The organism is uncultured Mailhella sp. (genome assembly GCF_944324575.1).
GTDB lineage: Bacteria > Desulfobacterota > Desulfovibrionia > Desulfovibrionales > Desulfovibrionaceae > Mailhella.
In genome coordinates this window covers 1-20,578 of sequence record NZ_CALUWV010000003.1, presented here as the reverse complement: position 1 = coordinate 20,578, position 20,578 = coordinate 1, and the positions used below count along the sequence as shown (strand labels likewise).

Sequence of the window (20,578 nt, the reverse complement as noted above, 5' to 3'; positions counted from 1 at the left end):
GTTTCACTCCTTGGCGGTGGCGTATGCGTGTTTCGTCCGTTCTTCCGACCGCAGGCAGAAGATGACGGCTATGAGGGCACAGATGAACATGGTCATGAACAGCATGAACATGACGGCGTACTGAGAAAGCTGATAGGAGCTCTGCCCGGGGGCCTGCCACTCCATGATCCAGCCGCTTACGAGCTGGAGCAGGGCGGTTCCTATGTAACAGTAAATGTTGATCATGCCGGTGGCGGTTCCCACGATCTCGCTGGGGAATTCGTCCTGAATCTTGGCCAGGGCTATGCCTCCGAAACCGCCGCAGAATATGCCGAACAGAAGCGCCCATGCAGGAAGGACGAGTTCGGGCAGAACGGGCGTGGGAAGCACCAGGGGAATGCCGAGAAGAATGGAAATGACGCACGAGACGATGAGCAGAAATTTTTTGGAGAATGTTTCTCGCTGAGCGATGAAGCCGGCAAGAGACGGACCGAGAACGGCTCCGAGCGCCATGAAGAAGAGCACGCCGCCGGCGGCGTCCTTGCTCAGGCCGTAGCCCTGAATGAAGTAGGGACCGGCCCAGAGGCTCGTGATGGCGAAGAAGGAACCGTAGATGCAGAAGAACCAGACGGAGATGGCCCAGTAGGCGGGTTTGCGCACAATGTAGGACATGACCTTGCCGATGGGCTGGCTTTTGTGCCCCGCAGGAGCAACGGGCAGTCTGTCGGGGAGGTCTATGTTGCTGCCGAATTTTTCTTCGGGCGTGTTGCGCGTCCATATCCATACGGCAACGCTCATGCATACCGTGACGACGGCGGCAAGCAGCATGCTTCCGCGCCAGCCCGTGAACTGAGCGAGCTTCATGAGTGGCCACGTGGCAAGCAGCATGCCGCCGGAGCCAAGAGAAAGAATGAGACCGGTGATGAGCACGTGCTGATGATGCGGGAACCAGCGCAGGAAGACCCGGAGGGACGGTACGAAGACCATGCCCATGCCCATGCCGATGATCACCCGGCCCACAGTGGCCGCGGTGACGGAGGTGGAAAGGGCGAAAAGCAGCGTTCCGGCGGCTCCGAGAAGCATGAAGAGCGTGATGGTGTTGCGGGAACCCCAGCGGTCGGAAAGAATGCCTGCTGGTATCTGCATGAAGCCGTAGGGATAGAAGTAGGCCGAGCTCATGACGGACATGAGTCCGCCGCCGACGGCAAAGTCGGTCATGATGTCGACGGCAAGAGTGCTCGTGGAGGTTCGGAAGAAGCTGACAAGCGCGTAGCACGCAGTAAGCAGAAAGAAGAGGAACCATGCGTACTTCTGAATGTCAGGCTTCTGTGCTGGGGACATAGGGGCTCCTGATCCGGATGCAAGGGGGGAAGGGCCGTCCCGATGGGGACGGCCCGGGGAATTAGTCGGCGATGTCGAGCTTGAGGGCGCGGGCGGCGTTCTTGTAGAGAAGGCCGGGCAGCACTTCGGGCTTGAAGGGCAGGGCGCAGAACTGTTCCACGCCGTCCTTGAAGCCGATGAAGGGATAGGCGGTGCCGAAGACCATGCGGTCACGCATGAAGGTGTTGGCGGCGGCGACGTAATCGCTCACGCCGGGCACGTTGAACATATACATGTCGGGGCACAGATACAGGTTGGGACGCTTGAAGGCCACAAAGAGGATCTGCTGCACCCAGGGATAGCCGCCGTGCGTGTTGATGATGGTCAGGTTCGGGAAGTCGCCGCATACGCGGTCGATGATGACGGGGTTGCTGTGGCTGAGGTCGGGGCCGTTGCCGCCGCCGCCCATGAGCAGAACCGGGATGCCCTTGGAGGCGCAGTGCTCGTACACGGGGTAGATGCGGCGGTCATCGGCATATATGGGGTTGGAAAGCACGCCGGGTTCCATGCCCACGGCGCAGAGCGGGCCGTTTTCCACCACGCGTTCGATTTCGGCGATGGCGGCGGTGGGGTTCGTGGGATCAATGCCGGCCACGCCGATGAACTTGTCGGGCCATTCCTTCACGATTTCCACAATGTCGTCGTTGGGCACGTTGCCCATGAAGGCGTTGGCCTGACGGCCGGGCACGACGCCCATGGTGACGCCGGCTTCTTCCATTTCCTTGAGCATGAGGGCCATGTCTCCGGTCTTGGCGGAAGGCGGAGGAGTCATGCCGAGGTTGCCGCTCCAGCGGGCGATGCGCTCCTGATTGCGGAAGATGTGCATGTTGAGAAAGCCGCGCGTGGCGGGACGAAGACGAAAGTCAATGATCATGGCGGATAATCTCCTTGGAAATACTGAGGTTCAGAACCGGAATGAACCGTGTCCATGACAAAAGATAGAAAAGCAAAAATCGTGCCAGTATGGATATTTTATTATAATTACTTGATATTATTTATATTTATAATATACGTCACGTGTGTTTTTCTGTCTATAATATGGACATGTTTACTGGACATGTCCATAGTGTCCAGCCTTATGGCAAAAGGAAGGGCCGGAAGCGGAATCCGGCCCGGAATGGCATTTATTTCAGCCAGCCCTTTTCCTTGTAGTATTTTACGGCGCCGGGATGCAGATCGTGGGTCACACCTTCCCAGGCTGTTTCGGCCTTGAAGTTGCCCCAGGTGGGATTGGCGGCAATTACTTCGGCAGCGCCTTCACACATGGCCTTGGTGAGGCGGTAGGCCACATCTTCGGATATGTCGGAGCGCACCAGCAGTTCCTGAGAAGTGGTCACACCGGGAACATCGGACCCCATCTTTCCGTTGTATTCTGAGGCATTGAACACGGTGGGCGTGAGCATGTACTTTTCCTTGACGCTGGCAGCCACGGAGTCTTTCACAGGCAGCCAGGTCAGGGGCGTGTTGTTGATGAGATCCGTGAAGAACCAGGCTTCGCCGGGACCGACCCAGAACATCATGTCAACCTGTCCGTCCTTTGCCATGTCGGCCACGTCGCCGAAGTTGTTGGAAATGAGCTTGCCGCCCCAGGAGGTGATGTCCTTGTAGGTTATGCCGTATTCTTCGAGAATCCAGCGGCCCATGACTTCACTGGCGGAGCCGCGGGGGCCGGTGGCGAGACGGATGGCCTTCTTTTCCGCCTTGAGCTGATCAAGGGAAGTGATGCCGGTATCGGTGCGCACCACGATATTCATGCGGGAGATGTTGCGCAGGTTGGCCAGTGCGCTCAGATTGCCAACGGGCTTTTTGAAGGGAGCAGAGCCGTCTCTTGCGCATACGGCAAGACAGGTAGTTTCCACGGCCACGTCGACTTCTCCTCTCTGGAGACGAATGGGGTTGGACACGTCACTGCCGGGCAGCATGGTGACGGCGGCTCCTTCGTTGGTGGAGGAGTACACCTTGCCGAGGGCGCCCATGCCTATGTAGCCGGTACCGGCCACAGGACCGGCAGTGGCATTGATGGACAGACCCGCGGCGTGAGCGGAGGGCGCGAGCATGGGAGCGGCGCAGAGCATGAGACCGGCCAGGATGGAACCAAGAGCTTTCTTCATAACGGGACTCCGGGGTAAAAGGTTGTCTTTTTGCTGTGTTACGCTGTTTTGGTCGAGGGAGTGCCGGAGGAACGGCGACGTATGGCCTGCATAAGCAGAACGACGACTATCATGGCCAGACCAAGCATATCCGTGTAGGAGCCGGGATAAATCATCATGAGACCGCCTATGAAAAGCAGCGGGCGTTCCCATATTCTGGCCGTGGTGATCAGGTAGCCCTGAAGACCGGCGGCCAGGCCGATGACGCCGACAATGGAGCTGACGCAGGCCATGATGACTTCCGAGGTGGATCCGATGAGCAGCAGCGCGGGCTGATACACGAACATGAAAGGGATGATGAACGCCACAAGGCCGAGCTTGCAGGACACGAATCCCGTCTTCATGGGATTGGCTTCTGCAATTGCTGCTCCGGCAAAGGCCGTGACGCATACGGGAGGCGTGATGACGGACAGAATGGCGAAGTAGAAGACGAACAGGTGGGCGCTGATCATGGGCACGCCTGCTTTCATGAGCGCAGGTGCTCCGAGCGTGGCCACGATGACGTAGGCGGGAGCCGTGGGCACGCCCATGCCGAGAATGATGCAGGTGACGGCCAGGAACAGCATGAGGAGGAAGAGATTGTTGCCGGCAAGATCCGTGATGACGCTGATGAACTTGTAGCCTACTCCGGTGAGGGTGATGACGCCCACAATGATGCCGGCGGCTGCGCAGCATGAGGAAATCATCATAGCGTTTTTGGAGGAAAGCGCCAGTGCGTCCAGAACGCCCTTGAAGGTGAGACGGGTTTCCTTGCTGAACTGGGAGATCACGAAAATGGAAGCCGTGGCGAAGAAGGCGGAGGAGATGACGCTTCTTCCCATCCAAAGCGCTGCAATGAGAATGACGATGGGCAGCAGGTAGTAGAGCTTTCTGATGACGGTCTTGGCATCAGGCACGAGCTCGGCAGGCAGATAGCCGAGATTGTTGCGCACGGCTTCAAGATGGATCATGGAGAGCAGGGCCCAGTAGTAGAGCACGGCCGGCAGCAGGGCGGCGGTGGCTATGGGCAGGTAGCCGAGTCCGGTGAGGTCGGCCATGATGAATGCCGCGGCTCCCATGACCGGGGGCATGATCTGACCGCCAGTGGAAGCCACGGCCTCAACGGCACCGGCAAAAGCCGGAGTGTATCCGACTTTCTTCATGAGCGGGATGGTGAATATGCCCGTGCTGTAGACGTTGGCGGGAGAAGAGCCGGAAATGGTACCGAAGAGGGCGGAAGCAAAAATGGCCACCTTGGCAGGACCGCCTTGGGATTTTTTGGTCAGCAGACAGGCCAGATCCATGAACACGCTGCTCATGTTGCTGCGTTCAAGGAAGGCGCCGAACATGATGAAGGCAAAGATCATGGTGGCTCCCGTGGCGAGGCAGGTGCCGAAAATACCGTCCGAGAGCAGGAACTGCATTTCTATGAGTCGATCGTAGGCAATGCCGTTATGACCGATGGAAGCAGGCAGATAAGAGCCGAAAAGGCCATAGAGCAGAAATGCCAGCGCAACGCAGAACAGGGGAAAGCCCGTGGTCCTGCGCGTTATTTCAAGAACGAGCAGGATGCAGGCAGTGCCGAGTACCAGGTCGACGTTGGTCACTTCATCAACATAGACGATTCGGTTGAGCAGATTTTCAAGCTCGACATAGAAGTAAAGGCCGATGGCTACGGCTACGGCGCAAAGAAGGAGATCGATGATGATGAAGATGACAGGTTCTTCCTTTCCTTTGTATCTTTTGAGAGGGGGAACCAGAAGAAACACCAGCACCATGACGGCAGAAAGGTGAATGCCCCGCAGAAGAGGCGGCTCGAGGATGAAGAATCCTCCGGTAAAGAGTATCTGAAAAATAGCCAGCGCCACGCCTACGGCATAGGCCACAGGCTTGAGACATGCCCTGTTGACAGAGAGTTTCACATCTGACTCCTTCCATGAGAAAAATGATAAAAAGTGGGATGTCCCACACTTTGTTTGTTCTTTTTTATGCAAATAACATGCCAGAATCATTTTCTGATGTATTATGTGTCGGAAGGATTGAAATGTAGTTTGTGCGCGAAGCAACAAGGTGAAAGCAGAAAAGGTGATGTGTTTAAATTTTGGACATGTTTTTTTTTTACACATGTCCAAAATATGGACAACACAGTGTCTGTTCCGCATTTTTCAACGTCTTTCCAACTTCACGGAACAGTGTGTTTTTTCCTCATCTTAAATATGGAAGAACGTGCGGTTTTCAGCGCTTTCGAATCAGTTTGTAGGCGTCATCCATTATGATGAATGGCATCATTATAACAATAATTATATAGTTGTATTAAATATTTCATATCATATTTTCAGGCGCTTACATGAAAGATTTTTATGCAAAAAGATATATTCATAGCGATTTTTTTTACGTATATTTTTATTGTATAAAACTATATTTGTAAAAGTTTAATGATGACATATTAATATTATATATTACGAATATGTATAATGAATATTATATAATATCATATTTAATCTAAGAATTGTTTTTATGATGAAATATTTATGGTATTTAATGTGTATTAACATGAATTCATATTATATACTATAATTGATAGGTGTTTCTTTTTATAGGATAAACGAGACTGATAAAAAGAAGAGGTTCATATTGTGCATATATGCACAATATGAACCTCTCAGGAGATTATGCCTGGAGCGGGCAGTTGTTCAGTCTCACAAGACGTCAGCTTTTCGCCTTTGTGAAAGGCAATTTTTTTAGAAGCTGAGCGCAGCCTTGAATCCGGCCTCGATGGCGGTCATGATCTTGCCGACTCTGGTGCAGTCGCCCACGGTGACGAAGGGAATGCCGGCGTCGCTGAGCTCATGGGCAAGCGTACGGTTGGACCGGTAGCCCACGGCCACCACCACGGAGGAGAACGGGCCTATCCAGCGTTCCAGACCTTCGGGGTCCTTGACGCGGACGGCGCGCTCGGGCGTGATTTCCAGCACCTGCGTGCTGGTGAGAACGGTGGTCTTGCGTTCCCTGAGACGCAGAAGCAGATAGCGGCGGGTTCTGCCTTCCATGTCCTTGGCGATGTCGGGCTGCATTTCCAGAAGCGTGACGTGCTTGCCCTGTTCGGAAAGCAGATCCGAGGTCTCCGCGCCGATGAGTCCGCCGCCGAGCACGAGGGGATTGCTGCCGGTGTCTGCGCCGTGGAGGGCGTCGGATGCGGTCATGGCGCCGGGCACGCGGCAGAAGCCGGGAAACACGGGCTGGCTGCCGGTGGCGAGAACGACGATATCGGGCGCTTCGCTCTTCACGAGATCGACGCCTGCCTCTTCATTGAGACGAACGTGCACGCCGGCCAGAGCGAGCGCCTTTTCATAGTAATTCATGATGCGCGTCAGATCCTGCTTGTAGGGCGGAAGGGCGGCGCTTTCCAGCAGACCGCCCAGAGCGGGACCCTTTTCCACCAGCGTGACCTTGTGCCCGCGCTTGGCGGCAACGAGCGCCGCTTCCATGCCGGCAGGACCGGCGCCGATGATCATGACCTTTTTGGGGGCAGCGGCAGGAGAAAGATTGTAGGCCTTTTCCATGCCGGAAAGCGGATTGAGGGCGCAGCCTACGCCCGTTCCGCGGGCGGAACCGCCCACGCATCCTTCATTGCAGGAAATGCAGCGGATGACGGGCTTGTGGCTGTTCTGCAGCTTGTCAGGCAGGAAGGGATCGGCGATGAGCGCGCGGCCCATGGCCACGAGATCGGCCTTTTCCTCTTCCAGAATGCGTTCGGCCACGTCTTCGTCGGTGACGCGTCCTGCAACGATGACGGGCACGGCGGCGTTGACGCTTTCACGAATGCTGCGGGAGAGGTCGGCGTTCCAGCCTCTGGGAACGCAGGAAGGCGGGGAAACCATGAAGTTGGTCTCGCGCAGTCCCACGGAGACATGAAGGCCGTTGATGCCTTCGGCAACCAGAGCGCGGGAAAGGGCCTGGGAATCCTCCAGCGTAATGCCCCCGGCAAGGCCTTCCACGGCGCTCATGCGGTAGGTGATGGGGAAGTCGTCGCCTACGCGGCGGCGTACTTCGCGGTATACTTCCAGCGCGAAACGCATGCGGTTTTCCAGACTGCCGCCCCATGCGTCCTGACGGTGGTTGGTGTAGGGGGAGAAGAACTGGCTGATAAGGTAGCCATGCGCGCCGTGCAGTTCTATGGCGTCCAGTCCGGCTTCGCGGGCGCGGACTGCGGCATCGCCCCATGCGGAAATGAGCATGGCGATTTCTTCTTCGGAAATTTCGCGGGTATCCGTGTAGGACGTGACTCCGGGAATGGACGAGACCACGAGCACGGCCTGTCCGCTGGCGGCGGAATTGGCGGCCCGGCCGCCGTGCTGCAGCTGGATGGACACCTTCGCGCCGTGTTTCTTCAGGCGGGAGACCATGTTTTTAAGGCCGGGAATCATGCGGTCGTCGGAGAGACCGAGGCCGCGGGAAAAGGAGTTGCCGGAAGGGTGGACATAGGTCGCCTCCAGCGTCACAAGACCGGCCCCGCCCATGGCACGCGCCTCATAGTAGTTGATCATGCGCTCGGTCACCGTGCCGTCTGCGGCGGCAAACTTGGTGGACATGGGAGGAAAGACTATGCGGTTCCTCAGCGTAAGGGAACCGAGCTGAACGGGAGAAAAAAGTTTCATGGTTGGCTCCATCAGAAAGAAAAAATGCGAACTCTGTGCCGGAAGCAGACTTGCAATAATCATGCCATGGACAATTATAGTGCTTTTCCTGTGATTGCAAAGAGTTGCCATTTTGTTTATGACCAAAATATGGACATGTATCTGTGGACATGTCCAAGGGTTGCGTGTATCCTGTCCTGACAACTCAAAAAGGAGTCCGCATGAACAGCCAGCGCAACAGGGAAAGCATTTATCGGGAGTGGGAACGCTTCCAGAATGGTCAGCCGGTGGATGAATCCGTCATATCCCCGAGCATACTGCGCTCGTGGCAGCGCTGCCGCCTTCTTCATGTGGATCCCGATGAGGGCAGCCGGCGCAGACTCTCTCCCGAAGAGCTGGAAAAGACGCTTCGCAAGAACGCCCTGCTCATACGCATCGCCCGGGGCATCATGGAACGTCTTTACAATCCCATAAGTTCATCGGGAAGCATCATTTCCATTTCCGATGCCAACGGCGTCATTCTTTCCTGTCTGAGGGACGAGAAGAAAAGCTATCCCATACCCAACATCGAGCCGGGCAGCATAGCGCTGGAAAGTTCTTCCGGCAGCAACGCCATCAACATATGTCTTGTGGAAAAAAGACCTGTGGAAACCTGGGCGGCAGAGCATTACTGCCGGATGCTGCACAACTGGTTCTGTGCGGCGGCGCCCATATGGAACACCAAGCACGAGCTTGTGGGCGTGCTCAACGTCACTCTTCCGTGGGATATGTTTCATACCCATACTCAGGGCATGATCGACAGCGCCGCCTATGCCATTTCCGAGCAGCTTCGGCTTCATTTTCTTCTGGAGGAGCAGCGCGTCATCTTTGAGATGATGGACGAGGGACTGGTAGTCCTCGACGCCGACGGCGTCATCCGCTTCATCAACAAGAAGGCGCAGCAGATGCTGTCGATTTCCAGTCAGAACGGTGCAAAGCGGATCAGCGACGTCATCCTTTCCAAGGACATATTGCGCGCCATTTTGTCGGAGAAGGCGAGCTTCATGGATCAGGAAGCTCTGCTGCAGCTTCGGACCGGGACGTTGAGCTGCATGCTTTCGGTATCCTGTACCGAAGAGGGCGGGAGCCGTGTGGTCACGCTGCGGGAAGTGAAAAGAATCAAGGAGTCGGCGGCGCGCGTCACGGGTGCCAAGGCCGTGTTCACGTTCAACCACATCGTAGGAGCGTCTCCCGCGCTGCAGAACGTCATTCAGATGGCGAGAAAGGCGGCCAAGAGCGATGCCACTACCCTTATTCTCGGCGAAAGCGGCACGGGCAAGGAACTTTTTGCCCAGTCCATGCACAACGCCAGCAGCCGTGCCACGGGAGCCTTCATTACCGTGAACTGCGGCGCGCTCCCCCGCGAGCTGGTGCAGAGCGAGCTGTTCGGCTACGACGAGGGGGCGTTTACCGGAGCGAGCCGTCTGGGTAAGCCCGGCAAGTTCGAGCTGGCCGACAACGGCACCATTTTTCTTGATGAGATAGGGGAAATGCCCATGGATGCGCAGGTTTCTCTGCTGCGTCTTCTGCAGAACGGCGAGGTCACGCGCGTGGGCAGCAAGTATACCCGTCAGGTCAACGTGCGCGTCATTGCCGCCACCAACCGCAATCTTCAGGAGTCCATACGGGAGAAGTCGTTCCGCGAAGATCTTTACTACCGTCTCAACGTGGTTTCGCTGAACATTCCTCCGCTCAGAGAGCGGCGGTCGGACATACGGCTGCTGACGCAGCATTTCCTTGCCCACTTCATGATGACGCAGAACAATCCGGAACTGCGCATGACCGAGAACGTGCTGAGAATACTTGAGGGGTATTCCTGGCCCGGCAACGTGCGGGAGCTCGAAAATACCGTGGAGCGCATGGTGTACATGGCTCCCGATTCCGGCCTCATCGACGTGGATTCCGTACCTTTCAACATCATTAATGGTTCGTCCGGCGGTCCTTCTTCGGGAAAATCCGCCTCCGCGCCGGGATTTCTGGAAATGCAGGAGCGGGAAAGCATTCTCAGGGTGCTTCAGGACTGCGGCGGCAACATACGGGCGACGGCGCAGAAGCTCGGCATTTCCCGGAGCGGCCTGTACGTGAAAATGAAGAAGTTCGGCATTTCGCCGAGTGAATGCCGCTGAACGCGGAAAATCCGGATGGTCCGTCCGTCACGAGGCGGATGTACCTGCTTTTTCGGGCTGCCTGTCCGTGAGGCAAGCGGCTGAGTTTCGTTCGGGCGGAGCATGTGGACGTACGTTTCCGTCTTGAGGCGGGAATCGTGCAGATGCCGGGGAGCTCTTCCCGCGGACAGAAAAAAGGGCGGCCCCCGAAGGGACCGCCCTTTGTCATGATGTCTGTTCAGACAGGCTTACTTGATGTAGCCCATTTCCTTGTAGTACTTGGCCGCGCCGGGATGCAGCGGAACGGCAAGGCCGGTGCCGGCTTCCTTGGCGGTGAAGCTCTTCCAGAAGGGGCTGGCGATGACGATGTCGTCGCGGCTTTCGCAGATGGCCTTCACGAGCTTGTAGACGGTGTCTTCGGGCACGTTCTTGTTGACCATGAGTTCGGTGCTGGCGGACACGGTGACGATGTCGTGGCCGAACTTGCCGTCGTAGTAGGTCGCGGGAATGACGCCGCGGTCAAGGCCGTACTTCTTGTGCACGGCTTCGATGACCTTTTCGCTCACGGGCAGGATGTCGAGGTCGACGCTGTTCATCATGTCGCGCACGATGAAGGCTTCGCCGGGTCCGATCCACAGGGCGATGTCGAGCTGGCCGTCCTTCATCATGGCAGCCGCGTCGTTGGTGGAAGGCGTGTAGATCTTGCCGCCCCATTCGGTGATGTTCTTCTGGCTGATGCCGTATTCTTCAAGAATCCAGCGGCCGAACAGGTAGGAGTTGCCGGCGGTGTGGCTCATGGAGATACGGATGGGCATCTTCTTTTCGGCGATCTGCTCGAGGGAGGTGATGCCGGAAGCCTTGTTCACGATGAAGTGCATGAGGGTGGAGTCATGCAGGTTGAGCATGCCCATGACGTTTTCGGCAGGCTTCTTGTAGGGCTCGATGCCCTGAGCGGCAGCCACGATGACGGAGTGGGCGGCAATGCCGAAGTCGCTCGCGCCGCGGTCAACGTGCAGCACGTTGGCCAGACCGCCGCCGGGGAAGATGGCAACGTCGATGTCGGGATAGTGGGTGGAAATGGCCTTGCCCATGGCGCCGACGCCCACGTACCAGGCGCCGCCGGCGGGAGAGGCCGCAGCCTTGAGCTCGGTGAAGGTCTTGGAAATGGCGGGAGTGGCGCACACGGCCACCACGGCCGCGGCCGCAGTCAGGGTCTTCATGATGTTGGTGAAGTTCATACTATGCCTCCTCGGGAAGGTTGAGCTTCAGGACTTTCGCGGCATTCTTCCAGAGCAGCTTGGGCAGCACTTCGGGCTTGAACAGACCCTTGAAGTGCTTCACGCAGTCCACGATGGGCATGAGCGGATAGGCCGAGCCGTACAGGAAGCGATCCTGCATGAAGTTGTTGGCCGCCATGATGTAGTCCATGCAGCCGGAGCAGTTGAACAGGTACATGTCGGGGCACAGATAAATGTTCTTCTGGAAGAAGCACACGCCGAGAATCTGCTGCACCCAGGGCCAGCCGCCGTGGGAAATGATGAAGTTGGTCTTCGGGAAGTCGGCGGCGATGCGGTTGATGATCTTGGGGTTGCTGTAGGTGATGTCGGGGCCGGCGCGGCCGCCGAGCATGAGGATGATCGGAATCTGATGCTCTTCGCACAGTTCATAGATGGGGTAGATGCGGGGATCGTCGGCGTACATGGGCTTGTCCAGCGCGCCGGGTTCCATGCACACGCCCTTGAGCGGTCCGTTGAGAACGGTGCGGTGGATTTCTTCCAGAGATTCCGTCTTCTTGGAGGCGTTCAGACCGGCGATGCCCACGAAGCGGCCGGGGAAGTCGTCGAGCAGCTTGATGATGTCGTCGTTGGAAATGGTGCCCTTGAAGTGACCGTTGCGGCCGGGGATGACGCCCATGGTGACGCCGGCTTCGTCCATTTCCTGAAGCATGAGCTCGGGGGACTTCTTGGTCACGGAGGGGGCCTGCTTCATGGAGAAGCTGGCGGTCAGCTTGGCAGTGCGTTCCACGTTGTCGTACACGCCGATGTTGAGGAAGCCCCGCGCCGGGGGACGCATACGGAAGTCAATGATCATGAGAAAGACTCCTTGATAAGATGGTTATGCCTGCTGGGGCCGGGCTCCGGAAGAGCGGCGGCGGATCAGCTGAAGAACGATGGTGAGGGCCAGGAGGCCGAAGCCGAGCATGTCGGTATACAGGCCGGGATAGATGCAGGACACGCCGGCAGCCAGAAGCATGATGCGCTCGATGATGGTCGCGTTGGCAAGAAGGTATCCCTGCATGCCGCCGGCAATGGCGATGGCGCCGACGATGGCGCTGGTGGCCGCCCAGAGAATCTCGCCGGTGGAACCTATGCTGAGGAGCGCGGGTTCAAACACGAACATGTAGGGCACGATGAAGGCCACGATGCCGAGCTTCATGGCTATGAAGCCTGTTTCCATGGCCTTGCTTTCTGCAATGGCCGCGCCTGCAAAGGCTGCCACGCACACAGGCGGCGTGATGAAGGACAGAATGGCGTAGTAGAACACGAACATGTGGGAGACGAGCACCGGGGCGCCGGCCTTGATGAGGGCGGGAGCACCGAGGGTGGCAACCACGATGTAGGCCGGAGTGGTGGGCACGCCCATGCCGAGCACGAAGCTGGTGAGCATGAGCATCACCATGAGCAGGATCATGCTGTCGCCGGCAAGAATGGTGATGAGGTTGATGAACTTGTAGCCGATGCCGGTGAGCGAAAGCGTGCCCACGATGACGCCGGAGGCGGCGCAGCAGGCGGAGACCATGAGGGCGCCGCGGGAGGAAGCGATGAGGGCTTCAATGAAGCTGCGGAAGGTGAAGCGGGTTTCCTTGCGGAACATGCCGAGGATGATGATGCTCAGCGTGGCCACGTTGGCGCAGAAGACCACGTTGCGTCCCATGGCGAGCAGGGCGATGAGCACGCCGATGGGCAGCAGGTAGTACAGGCGGCGCAGAATGCTCTTGCCGGAAGGCACCATCTCGGGATCAAGCTTGCCGAGGTTGTACTTCACGGCTTCAAAGTGAATCATGAAGAGCAGGGAGAGATAGTACAGAATGGCGGGAATGAGAGCCGCCTTGGCCACGGCCAGATAGCCGGCGCCGGACAGGTCGGCCATGAGGAACGCGGCCGTGCCCATGACGGGGGGCATGAGCTGTCCGCCGGTGGAGGCCACGGCTTCCACGGCGCCCGCGAAGGGAGCACGATAGCCGACCTTCTTCATGAGCGGAATGGTGAAGATGCCGGTGCCGTACACGTTGGCCGAAGCGGAACCGGAAATGGTGCCGAACAGGGCCGAGGCGAAAATGGCCACCTTGGCCGGGCCGCCCTGCGAGTTGCGGGTGAGGTAGCAGGCCAGATCCATGAAAATGGAGCTCATGCCGGACTTTTCAAGGAAGGTGCCGAACATGATGAAGCCGAACAGCGTTGAGGTGGCGGTGCCGATCGGAATGCCGTACACGCCTTCGTTCAGCAGGAAGAGATGCTCGACGATGGTGCCGAAGTCGAAGCCGGTATGCTTGACGGCGCGGGGCAGCATGTCGCCGAAGAAGGTGTAGAGAACCAGAATGCCGGACACGATGACCAGAGCCCAGCCCGTGGTACGGCGAGTGATTTCAAACACCAGAAGCACGGTGACGCAGCCGAAGAACTTGGCGGACGTCGAAACCTCGTCGATGTAGCGCATGCGCGTCGTGATTTCGTCCAGATGCATGCCGTACCACACGGCAACGGACAGGGCGAGCAGGGCCAGGCACAAGTCGAGGAGCACGCACCATGTGGGCTCCTTTTCGTCCTTATTGTATTTTCGGCATGGAATATACAGGAAAATCAGTGCCGTGATGAACGCCACAAAGACGACGCGCATCATGGAACCGTCCAGGACTCCGAAGCCTGAGGTGAACCAGATCTGGAACAGTGCCAGCGCCAGTGCCAGAGCTTTGGCGAAGGGTTTGATGCCTTCCCTTGTCAATGAAAAAGCCATGAGCCACTCCCTTGAGAAATTTGTACCATTGTACCAGAATGCTCATGCAATAATTGTGCCAGCTATTATTTTTGGGGAAACAGGCCGAAAAATCAGGCATATCGCCTGGAAGAGGCCTTCATTTGTGTCCTGTTTTTGGACATGTGCACACTGGACATGTCCAATGTAGGACGGCGGCGGGTCCAAATGGTCAGTTTTCGAGTTTTTCCTTGGTCTTCCAGCGGTCGTGCATCCAGAACCATTGTTCCGGATTTTCGCAAATGAAGTCTTCTATGGCCTGTGTGTAGAAGAGTGCGGCCTGTTTGATCTGTTCTTCACGTGTGCCCTGCAGGGTGGCGGTGTCGAGCGGTTCCTTAAGGCGGAAGACATAGCCCGAGCCCTCGCGCATGAGCACCACGGGCCACACAAGGGCCTTTGTGCGTACGGCGAGAAGGGCGGGTCCCATGTTCACGGCCGCGACTTCGCCGAGGAAGGGCAGGAATTCCGCTTCGGAGCTCGAGGTGTTGTGATCCACGAGGAAAGCCACGATGCCCTTTTTGTGCAGGGCCCGTATGACGCTCATGGCGGCGTTCCGGTGTCCGATCATGTCGGCTCCGGTAGCCTCGCGACAGGAGGCGATGAAGGCCTGAACCGCCGCGTCGTGGTAACGACGCACCACTACCATGCGCGGGCGCGGCGGGGCGTAGAGCTGACCGAGCATGGAGGCGAGCAGCTCCCACGAACCATAGTGGGCAGTTGCCGCCACGATGGGCCGGTCGCATTCGCGCAGTTTCTGCATGAGTTCCGGGGACTCTATGCGCAGCCTCGGTGAATCCATGCCGAACTTGCCGGTAAGCAGTATTTCCAGGAAGGAACGGCCTGTGTGGCAGAAGCTCGCTTTGGCCGTGCGCTCCGCGGCGACCCTGTCCATGCCGAGATGCCGCATGATGTTTGAGACGGCCAGAAGGCGGCGGGACGGCACGCAGCGCCAGATGATGCGGCCAATAAGGTTGCCGAGGAAGGTCGTTCCGGGAAAGCCCAGAAGACGCAGAGCGTGTCCCGTTCCGCAGAGTATGTGAAATCGCAGGCGTTCAGAGCGCGTCATGCCGTGACTCCGGGGATGAGACCCACGGCCAGCTCGTGAAGTTCCTTTTCCAGGCGGGCGCCGGCCTTGAGCATGGTGTCCTTTTCAATGTCGGGAATTTCCTTCGATCCTTCGCCCCAGGCGTGCCCGAAGCGGATGATGACTTTGGAAAAGGGCAGGGGAACCTGAAACTTGTCCCATGTGGGGAAGCGCAGCGCGTGCCGCGCGTAGATGCGCACGGGCATGATGCGCCCGTTGGTGCGGTTGGCCAGAAAAAAGGGGCCTTCCTTGGTCTTGTGGCGCGGCCCGGCGGGGCCGTCCACGGTGATGCAGGCGTGGACTTGTTCGTTTTTCATCATGCGGGCCAGACTGAGCAGTGCGCGCACGCCTCCGCGGGTGCTCGACCCCCGCACGGCACCCACGTTCTTGGATGCGAGAATGCGGGCCAGCATGTCTCCGTCCGAGCTCGGACTGACGATGGAGACCACGCGAAGCTGGCGGGATACGGGAATGAGCGAGAAGAGCTCGTCATGCCAGAGACAGAAAATGAGACGTTCCCCCCTCGCATGAATGGCGTCTACTTCCTCGCGGTTTTCCTCCTGTATGCGGAGGGTCGCGCAGATGGCGGTATACAGATGGGAGAAAAGCGCGGAGGTAAAGGTCGGGGGCAGGTGCATGATTCTTCGTTCTTGCCTTGTTCTTGTGATGGAAAAAAGGACGTGCCTTGTTGAATGCTCTTGACGGAAGGTATGATAGCCCACATTATCCCGATGTTCCAGTGGAGAAGGACGACTTTTTTCCGGGGGGGAATGAGAGGGCCCCCCATTGAGGAGATGCAGCACGTGTCGGAAGGTATCAGATTGAACAAGGCTCTTGCGGACGCCGGAGTATGCTCGCGTCGAAGAGCCGACGAGCTTGTTTTTGCCGGCAGAGTCGGCATCAACGGTGTTCCTGCGGAAAGTCCGGGGCAGAGAGTGCTTCCCGGCGACGTCGTGTCGGTGGACGGCAGGGCCGTCACGCTGAAGGACGAGCACGCGGAATCCTGCTGGCTCATGCTCAACAAGCCCGTGCGCGTCGTGTCCACGGCCAGCGATCCAGAAGGGCGGGAAACTGTGCTTGATCTCGTGCCCGAGCCGTGGAACCGGCGGCGACTTTTTCCCGTAGGCAGGCTCGACTTCTTTTCCGAAGGACTGCTTCTTGTCACCGATGACGGGGAGCTTGCGCACAGACTTACCCATCCGCGCTGGCATCTGTCCAAGGTGTACCATGTTCTTGTCCGTCCGGAGCGCGGAGAGGCTTCGGTATCCGCGGCGCTTTCTCTCATGCGCCGGGGCATGACTCTTGCGGAAGGCGACAGGCTGGCGCCGGTAGAGGTGAGGGTTTTGTCGTCTTCAGGGCGCGGAGTACTTCTGGAAATGGTGTTGCATCAGGGGCTCAACCGTCAGATACGCCGCATGTGCCGCGACGTGGGCTTTACTGTTCTTCGACTGAAAAGGGTGAAGGAAGGCCCTCTTGAGCTCGGCACTCTCGCGCCGGGCAGCGTGCGTCCGCTCTCGGACGCCGAGGTGTCGGCCCTGCGGCGTGCCGTGGGACTGGACACGGAAAGAGCGGGGGAGAACCGCGGCATGACAAAGGGCCTGCCGCCTTCAGACCAGCGCCGGACACGCCGTCGTCCGCATTCATGATGTTTACGGTTCCGCGCTTTTCGATTCCGACGGACCGGTTTCATTAATAATGAGTTATTGAGGTAGTCGCATGGATATTAGATTTCAGACCGGCGGACCTTCCCGCTGGAAGGCCGATGCGGTCATCACGTTCGTTTTTGAGGGCGAGGGCGTGGAAGAGGCCTGTCCTGTTCTTTCCCAGAGCGCGCTCTGGCTGGGCATCGCCCCGGCATGGCGCGATTTTCGCGGGCACAGGGATGAGCTCGTCATGTTCTACGGACCGCAGGCCATGGAAATTTCCCGTGTGCTCGGCACGGGACTGGGCAGGGCGGACAAGGCGGATCTGACCGTGTTCCGCTATGCCGTGGGCAGAGCGGTCCGTCTCTGCCGTGAGTATGATCTTGCCACCATCGGTATTGACGGTGCGTCGCTTGCCCGCGTGGCGGAAACGATGGGCGTGGCTCTGGAGGATCTGACGCGCGAGGCCGTGATTGCCGCATTCCTTGCCCTGTATCGCTATGACCGCTGGAAGAGCGAAAAGAGCAGACACGATGATCCTCGCTGGCTGGCGCTCATGCTGGAGGGCGAATTCGTGGAGGACGGCGTGCGCGCGGCGGCGAGAATGGCCGAAGCTGAGGCCGCCGGCATCATGGTCGCCCGCGACGCGGCCAACGATCCGGCCAATGTCATGACGCCTTCCGCCTTTGCTGAAAAAGCCCGGGAGGTATCCGTCAAATACGGCATGACGCTGCGGGTGCTCGGTCCTTCCGACCTTGAGAATGAGGGCATGAACGCCTATCTCGCCGTGGCCCGGGGTTCGGCCGAAGAGCCGCGCATGGCCGTGATGGAGTACGTCCCCCGCGGCGCTGAGGGACGTGAGCCCGTAGTTCTTGTAGGTAAGGGCCTGTGCTTTGATTCCGGCGGCATCAGCCTCAAGCCCGCCAAGGGCATGGAGGAAATGAAGGGTGACATGTCCGGAGCGGCTGCCGTGCTCGGCGTCATGGAAGCGCTGGGACGTCTTGCTTCCTCGCGTGCGCCCAAGCGTCCAGTGGTGGGCATCATGGCCTGTGCGGAAAATATGCCCGGCGGTCATGCCACGCGTCCCGGCGATATCGTGATTGCCAAAAACGGCAAGTCCGTGGAAATCGTGAACACTGACGCCGAGGGAAGGCTCGTGCTTGCCGATGCGCTCTGCTGGGCGCAGGCGATGTACGCACCGTTCCGGCTCATCGACATAGCCACGCTTACCGGAGCCTGCGCCGTGGCTCTCGGCATGGATGCCGCAGGACTCTTTTCTTCCGACGACGCCCTGGCCGCTCTGCTGCATGAGGCCGGAATGAATCTCGGCGAGCGGAACTGGCGTCTGCCGCTGTGGACGGACGCGGGACTTGCCTCGCTGAAAAGCCCGTGCGCCGACATGGTGAACTCCGGTCGCCGCGAGGGCGGAGCCATCAACGCCGCAGTTTTTCTCCAGCAGTTCGTGAAGGAGGGCATTCGCTGGGCCCACATCGACATGGCCTCTGCGGACAACGCCGAAAATCCCATCAACGCCAAGGGAGCGACGGGATTTGGCGTGCGCACCATGCTGAGCGCCGTATGGGATGATGAAGGCGAGATTCTTCAGTAAGCGTCGTCTGACGGAACGTGCGAGACCGTGCTTTCGGCAGGCGGGTACGACGGCGCTCAGGCGCCGTCGTACAGACAGTGTTTCATGACGGCAAAAGGCCGTACTCAAGTCGTCGCCTTTTCGTCCGTCGCCAGGCGGCCTTTTTCGAAACAAAGGGGCCGCCCGTAGTCATGCCCGAAAGACACGGGGAAATTTTCGGGAAAGGGTCTGTTGCTCTGGGGCGTTTCGGTCGCTCATGTTCGGGCCTGCGGAATTCAAACCCGGGCTTCGGCCCGGAACACAGGGAGAAAAAGTGAGCCGCATAAGCAAGCTCAGCTATGCTCAGCAGGTATGCGTGAAGGCTGCGGGCAAGGCCATGCAGTCCACGGGCATGCTGCGTCCCGGCGCGCGTGTGGGCGTGGCCGTCTCTGGAGGCGTCGACAGTTTCGTCATGCTCAAGGTGCTGCAGATTCGTCAGCGCATCGTTCCCTTTCCTTTCGAGATCATGGCGATTCATCTCAATCCGGGGTTTGATCCGGCCAATCATGCTCCGCTGGCCGACTGGCTGACCAGGGAGGGCATAGCCGGTCATCTGGAAGTGACGGACTACGGGCCTCGCGGACACTCGGAAGAAAATTTGAGGAATTCCGCATGTTTCTACTGTGCAAGGCTGCGCCGTAAGCGCCTGTTCACGCTCTGCCGGGAATATCATCTCACGCATCTTGCCTTCGGACACAACAACGACGACCTGGTGTCCAACTTTCTCATGAATCTCGTGCAGACCGGCAAGGTGGCGGGCATGAGCATGAACGAACCTTTTTTCGGCGGAGCTCTTCAGGTCATACGTCCGCTCATGCTGCTGTCCAAGGCGGAAATCGTGCGCGCGGCAAGACAGTGGGAGCTTCCCGTGTTCTCCAATCCCTGCCCCTCGGCAGGAAAGACGAAACGCGCCGACATGATGGAAGTGCTTGATGCCATCTGCGCGGGCAGCAAGGTGAGACGCAAGAATATTTATAACGGACTTGCCCGCTGGCAGTGGGAACAGAACAGGTCGGGCGGCCTGATTGACGGAAACGCCGGGGGCGGCATAAAGTAGGCGGACCTGTGCGGGCCGTGCCCGTATCATTGCGGCGGATTGGCCGCCCGCTTTTTTTTGCTCGCGCGGAATTTTCATCGAATGCAAGAGGCCTTCTATGTTTCAGATCATCGACCAGTCCCTGTTTGAAGTCATCAATATGTCGGCGCACAATGCCGTATTCAATTTTATTGTTCCTCTGTTTTCTCAGGTTTGGCTCATGTGGGTGGGCGCTCTGATATGCGTTGTCGTGTATGCCGTTCACTGCTGGCGCAGCTCCCTGGAACCGGTAGGTCGCGTGCTCATGCTGGTACTTCTCATGGGGCTTTCCGTGGGCGTGACCGACGTTACCACCAGTGCCCTGAAGTCTTCCATAGACCGGGAACGTCCCTGCCAGGTTGTCATGGGTACCAACTACTATGATTCCGCCAGTGATCAGTGGCTGGTCATTGACGAAAACACCACGGAAACCAGAGGCCTCGGTGGTTCCATGCCTTCCTCTCCCTCGGCGGCCTGCATGGCCGTGGCCGTGGTTCTTTCCCTGCTTTTTTATCGTTCCAATCCGTGGGTGTTTCTGCTGCCGTTCTGCGTGGGATTCTCTCAGGTATACGTCGGCAAGAATTATCCATTCGACGTGATTGTGGGCTGGCTCATAGGTCTTGTCTCAGTTATTGCCGTATGGTGGATATGTCATTTGATTATCATACGTTTTTCCTCTCACAGGCGGCTCGGCTAGAACGTTGGTGAAAAAAATTTAAATTTCCCCGGGGAATCTATTGACATCCCCGGGGATTCTGATAAATTCCTTTTTCGCTGATGGGCTATCGTTCAATTGGCAGGACGTCGGATTCTGGCTCCGATAATCAAGGTTCGAGTCCTTGTAGCCC

15 protein-coding genes are annotated in these 20,578 nt (G+C 58.1%); 5 read left to right on the top strand and 10 right to left on the bottom strand.

What is annotated here, in order from left to right; all coding sequences use genetic code 11:
* Nucleotides 1-3: 3 nt before the first annotated feature.
* The 5 genes from Q0J81_RS00690 to Q0J81_RS00670 all read right to left on the bottom strand — a co-directional run bounded on the left by Q0J81_RS00690 (nt 4) and on the right by Q0J81_RS00670 (nt 8,146).
* Entirely contained in the window at nt 4-1,320 is a 1,317-nt protein-coding gene (locus tag Q0J81_RS00690; protein WP_294445469.1) for an MFS transporter, read from the bottom strand.
* Between the two features lie 61 nt (nt 1,321-1,381).
* Nucleotides 1,382-2,233, bottom strand: coding sequence for an amidohydrolase family protein (locus Q0J81_RS00685; RefSeq protein ID WP_294445468.1), 852 nt, complete (start codon nt 2,231-2,233; stop codon nt 1,382-1,384).
* 250 nt (nt 2,234-2,483) lie between these two features.
* Nucleotides 2,484-3,470: a TAXI family TRAP transporter solute-binding subunit gene (locus Q0J81_RS00680; protein ID WP_294445467.1), complete on the bottom strand. Its 987-nt coding sequence runs from the start codon at nt 3,468-3,470 to the stop codon at nt 2,484-2,486.
* Nucleotides 3,471-3,508: 38 nt separating this feature from the next.
* Nucleotides 3,509-5,410, bottom strand: coding sequence for a TRAP transporter permease (locus Q0J81_RS00675; RefSeq protein ID WP_294445466.1), 1,902 nt, complete (start codon nt 5,408-5,410; stop codon nt 3,509-3,511).
* Between the two features lie 819 nt (nt 5,411-6,229).
* Nucleotides 6,230-8,146: an NAD(P)/FAD-dependent oxidoreductase gene (locus Q0J81_RS00670; RefSeq protein WP_294445465.1), complete on the bottom strand. Its 1,917-nt coding sequence runs from the start codon at nt 8,144-8,146 to the stop codon at nt 6,230-6,232.
* A 200-nt stretch (nt 8,147-8,346) separates the two neighbouring features.
* Here Q0J81_RS00670 and Q0J81_RS00665 point away from each other — a divergent pair, with 200 nt between their 5' ends.
* Nucleotides 8,347-10,290, top strand: a complete 1,944-nt coding sequence (locus Q0J81_RS00665; protein WP_294445463.1) for a sigma 54-interacting transcriptional regulator — start codon at nt 8,347-8,349, stop codon at nt 10,288-10,290.
* A 227-nt stretch (nt 10,291-10,517) separates the two neighbouring features.
* On the opposite strand, the gene Q0J81_RS00660 is transcribed toward Q0J81_RS00665, so the two are convergent.
* The 5 genes from Q0J81_RS00660 to Q0J81_RS00640 all read right to left on the bottom strand — a co-directional run bounded on the left by Q0J81_RS00660 (nt 10,518) and on the right by Q0J81_RS00640 (nt 16,023).
* Complete coding sequence (locus Q0J81_RS00660) at nt 10,518-11,507, bottom strand: TAXI family TRAP transporter solute-binding subunit (RefSeq protein WP_294445462.1); 990 nt, start codon at nt 11,505-11,507, stop codon at nt 10,518-10,520.
* A 1-nt stretch (nt 11,508) separates the two neighbouring features.
* Complete coding sequence (locus Q0J81_RS00655; protein WP_294445461.1) at nt 11,509-12,360, bottom strand: amidohydrolase family protein; 852 nt, start codon at nt 12,358-12,360, stop codon at nt 11,509-11,511.
* A gap of 24 nt (nt 12,361-12,384) precedes the next feature.
* Nucleotides 12,385-14,283 carry a TRAP transporter fused permease subunit gene (locus Q0J81_RS00650; RefSeq protein ID WP_294445460.1) on the bottom strand — a complete coding sequence of 633 codons (1,899 nt, stop codon included), beginning with the start codon at nt 14,281-14,283 and terminating at the stop codon, nt 12,385-12,387.
* A 190-nt stretch (nt 14,284-14,473) separates the two neighbouring features.
* A complete protein-coding gene (locus tag Q0J81_RS00645; protein ID WP_294445459.1) occupies nt 14,474-15,367 on the bottom strand; it encodes a lysophospholipid acyltransferase family protein in 894 nt (297 codons plus the stop codon).
* Nucleotides 15,364-16,023: a lysophospholipid acyltransferase family protein gene (locus Q0J81_RS00640; protein WP_294445458.1), complete on the bottom strand. Its 660-nt coding sequence runs from the start codon at nt 16,021-16,023 to the stop codon at nt 15,364-15,366. The genes Q0J81_RS00645 and Q0J81_RS00640 overlap by 4 nt, the downstream gene beginning before the upstream one ends.
* Before the next feature lie 165 nt (nt 16,024-16,188).
* Between Q0J81_RS00640 and Q0J81_RS00635 the strand changes: the two genes are divergently transcribed.
* From Q0J81_RS00635 to Q0J81_RS00620, 4 genes are all read left to right on the top strand, one after another.
* A complete protein-coding gene (locus tag Q0J81_RS00635) occupies nt 16,189-17,031 on the top strand; it encodes a pseudouridine synthase (protein ID WP_294445457.1) in 843 nt (280 codons plus the stop codon).
* Between the two features lie 70 nt (nt 17,032-17,101).
* Nucleotides 17,102-18,637 carry a M17 family metallopeptidase gene (locus tag Q0J81_RS00630; protein WP_294445456.1) on the top strand — a complete coding sequence of 512 codons (1,536 nt, stop codon included), beginning with the start codon at nt 17,102-17,104 and terminating at the stop codon, nt 18,635-18,637.
* A 292-nt stretch (nt 18,638-18,929) separates the two neighbouring features.
* On the top strand, nt 18,930-19,712 hold the full coding sequence (locus tag Q0J81_RS00625) for a tRNA 2-thiocytidine biosynthesis TtcA family protein (protein ID WP_294445455.1): 783 nt from the start codon (nt 18,930-18,932) through the stop codon (nt 19,710-19,712).
* 97 nt (nt 19,713-19,809) lie between these two features.
* On the top strand, nt 19,810-20,427 hold the full coding sequence (locus Q0J81_RS00620; RefSeq protein ID WP_294445454.1) for a phosphatase PAP2 family protein: 618 nt from the start codon (nt 19,810-19,812) through the stop codon (nt 20,425-20,427).
* The last annotated feature ends 151 nt before the right edge of the window (nt 20,428-20,578 follow it).

Coding starts and splice junctions, on each gene's coding strand:
- Q0J81_RS00620 (WP_294445454.1), top strand. CDS start 19,810: ATGTTTCAGATCATCGACCAGTCCCTGTTTGAAGTCATCAATATGTCG.
- Q0J81_RS00685 (WP_294445468.1), bottom strand. CDS start 2,233: ATGATCATTGACTTTCGTCTTCGTCCCGCCACGCGCGGCTTTCTCAAC.
- Q0J81_RS00690 (WP_294445469.1), bottom strand. CDS start 1,320: ATGTCCCCAGCACAGAAGCCTGACATTCAGAAGTACGCATGGTTCCTC.
- Q0J81_RS00655 (WP_294445461.1), bottom strand. CDS start 12,360: ATGATCATTGACTTCCGTATGCGTCCCCCGGCGCGGGGCTTCCTCAAC.
- Q0J81_RS00630 (WP_294445456.1), top strand. CDS start 17,102: ATGGATATTAGATTTCAGACCGGCGGACCTTCCCGCTGGAAGGCCGAT.
- Q0J81_RS00680 (WP_294445467.1), bottom strand. CDS start 3,470: ATGAAGAAAGCTCTTGGTTCCATCCTGGCCGGTCTCATGCTCTGCGCC.
- Q0J81_RS00665 (WP_294445463.1), top strand. CDS start 8,347: ATGAACAGCCAGCGCAACAGGGAAAGCATTTATCGGGAGTGGGAACGC.
- Q0J81_RS00670 (WP_294445465.1), bottom strand. CDS start 8,146: ATGAAACTTTTTTCTCCCGTTCAGCTCGGTTCCCTTACGCTGAGGAAC.
- Q0J81_RS00660 (WP_294445462.1), bottom strand. CDS start 11,507: ATGAACTTCACCAACATCATGAAGACCCTGACTGCGGCCGCGGCCGTG.
- Q0J81_RS00650 (WP_294445460.1), bottom strand. CDS start 14,283: ATGGCTTTTTCATTGACAAGGGAAGGCATCAAACCCTTCGCCAAAGCT.
- Q0J81_RS00640 (WP_294445458.1), bottom strand. CDS start 16,023: ATGCACCTGCCCCCGACCTTTACCTCCGCGCTTTTCTCCCATCTGTAT.
- Q0J81_RS00645 (WP_294445459.1), bottom strand. CDS start 15,367: ATGACGCGCTCTGAACGCCTGCGATTTCACATACTCTGCGGAACGGGA.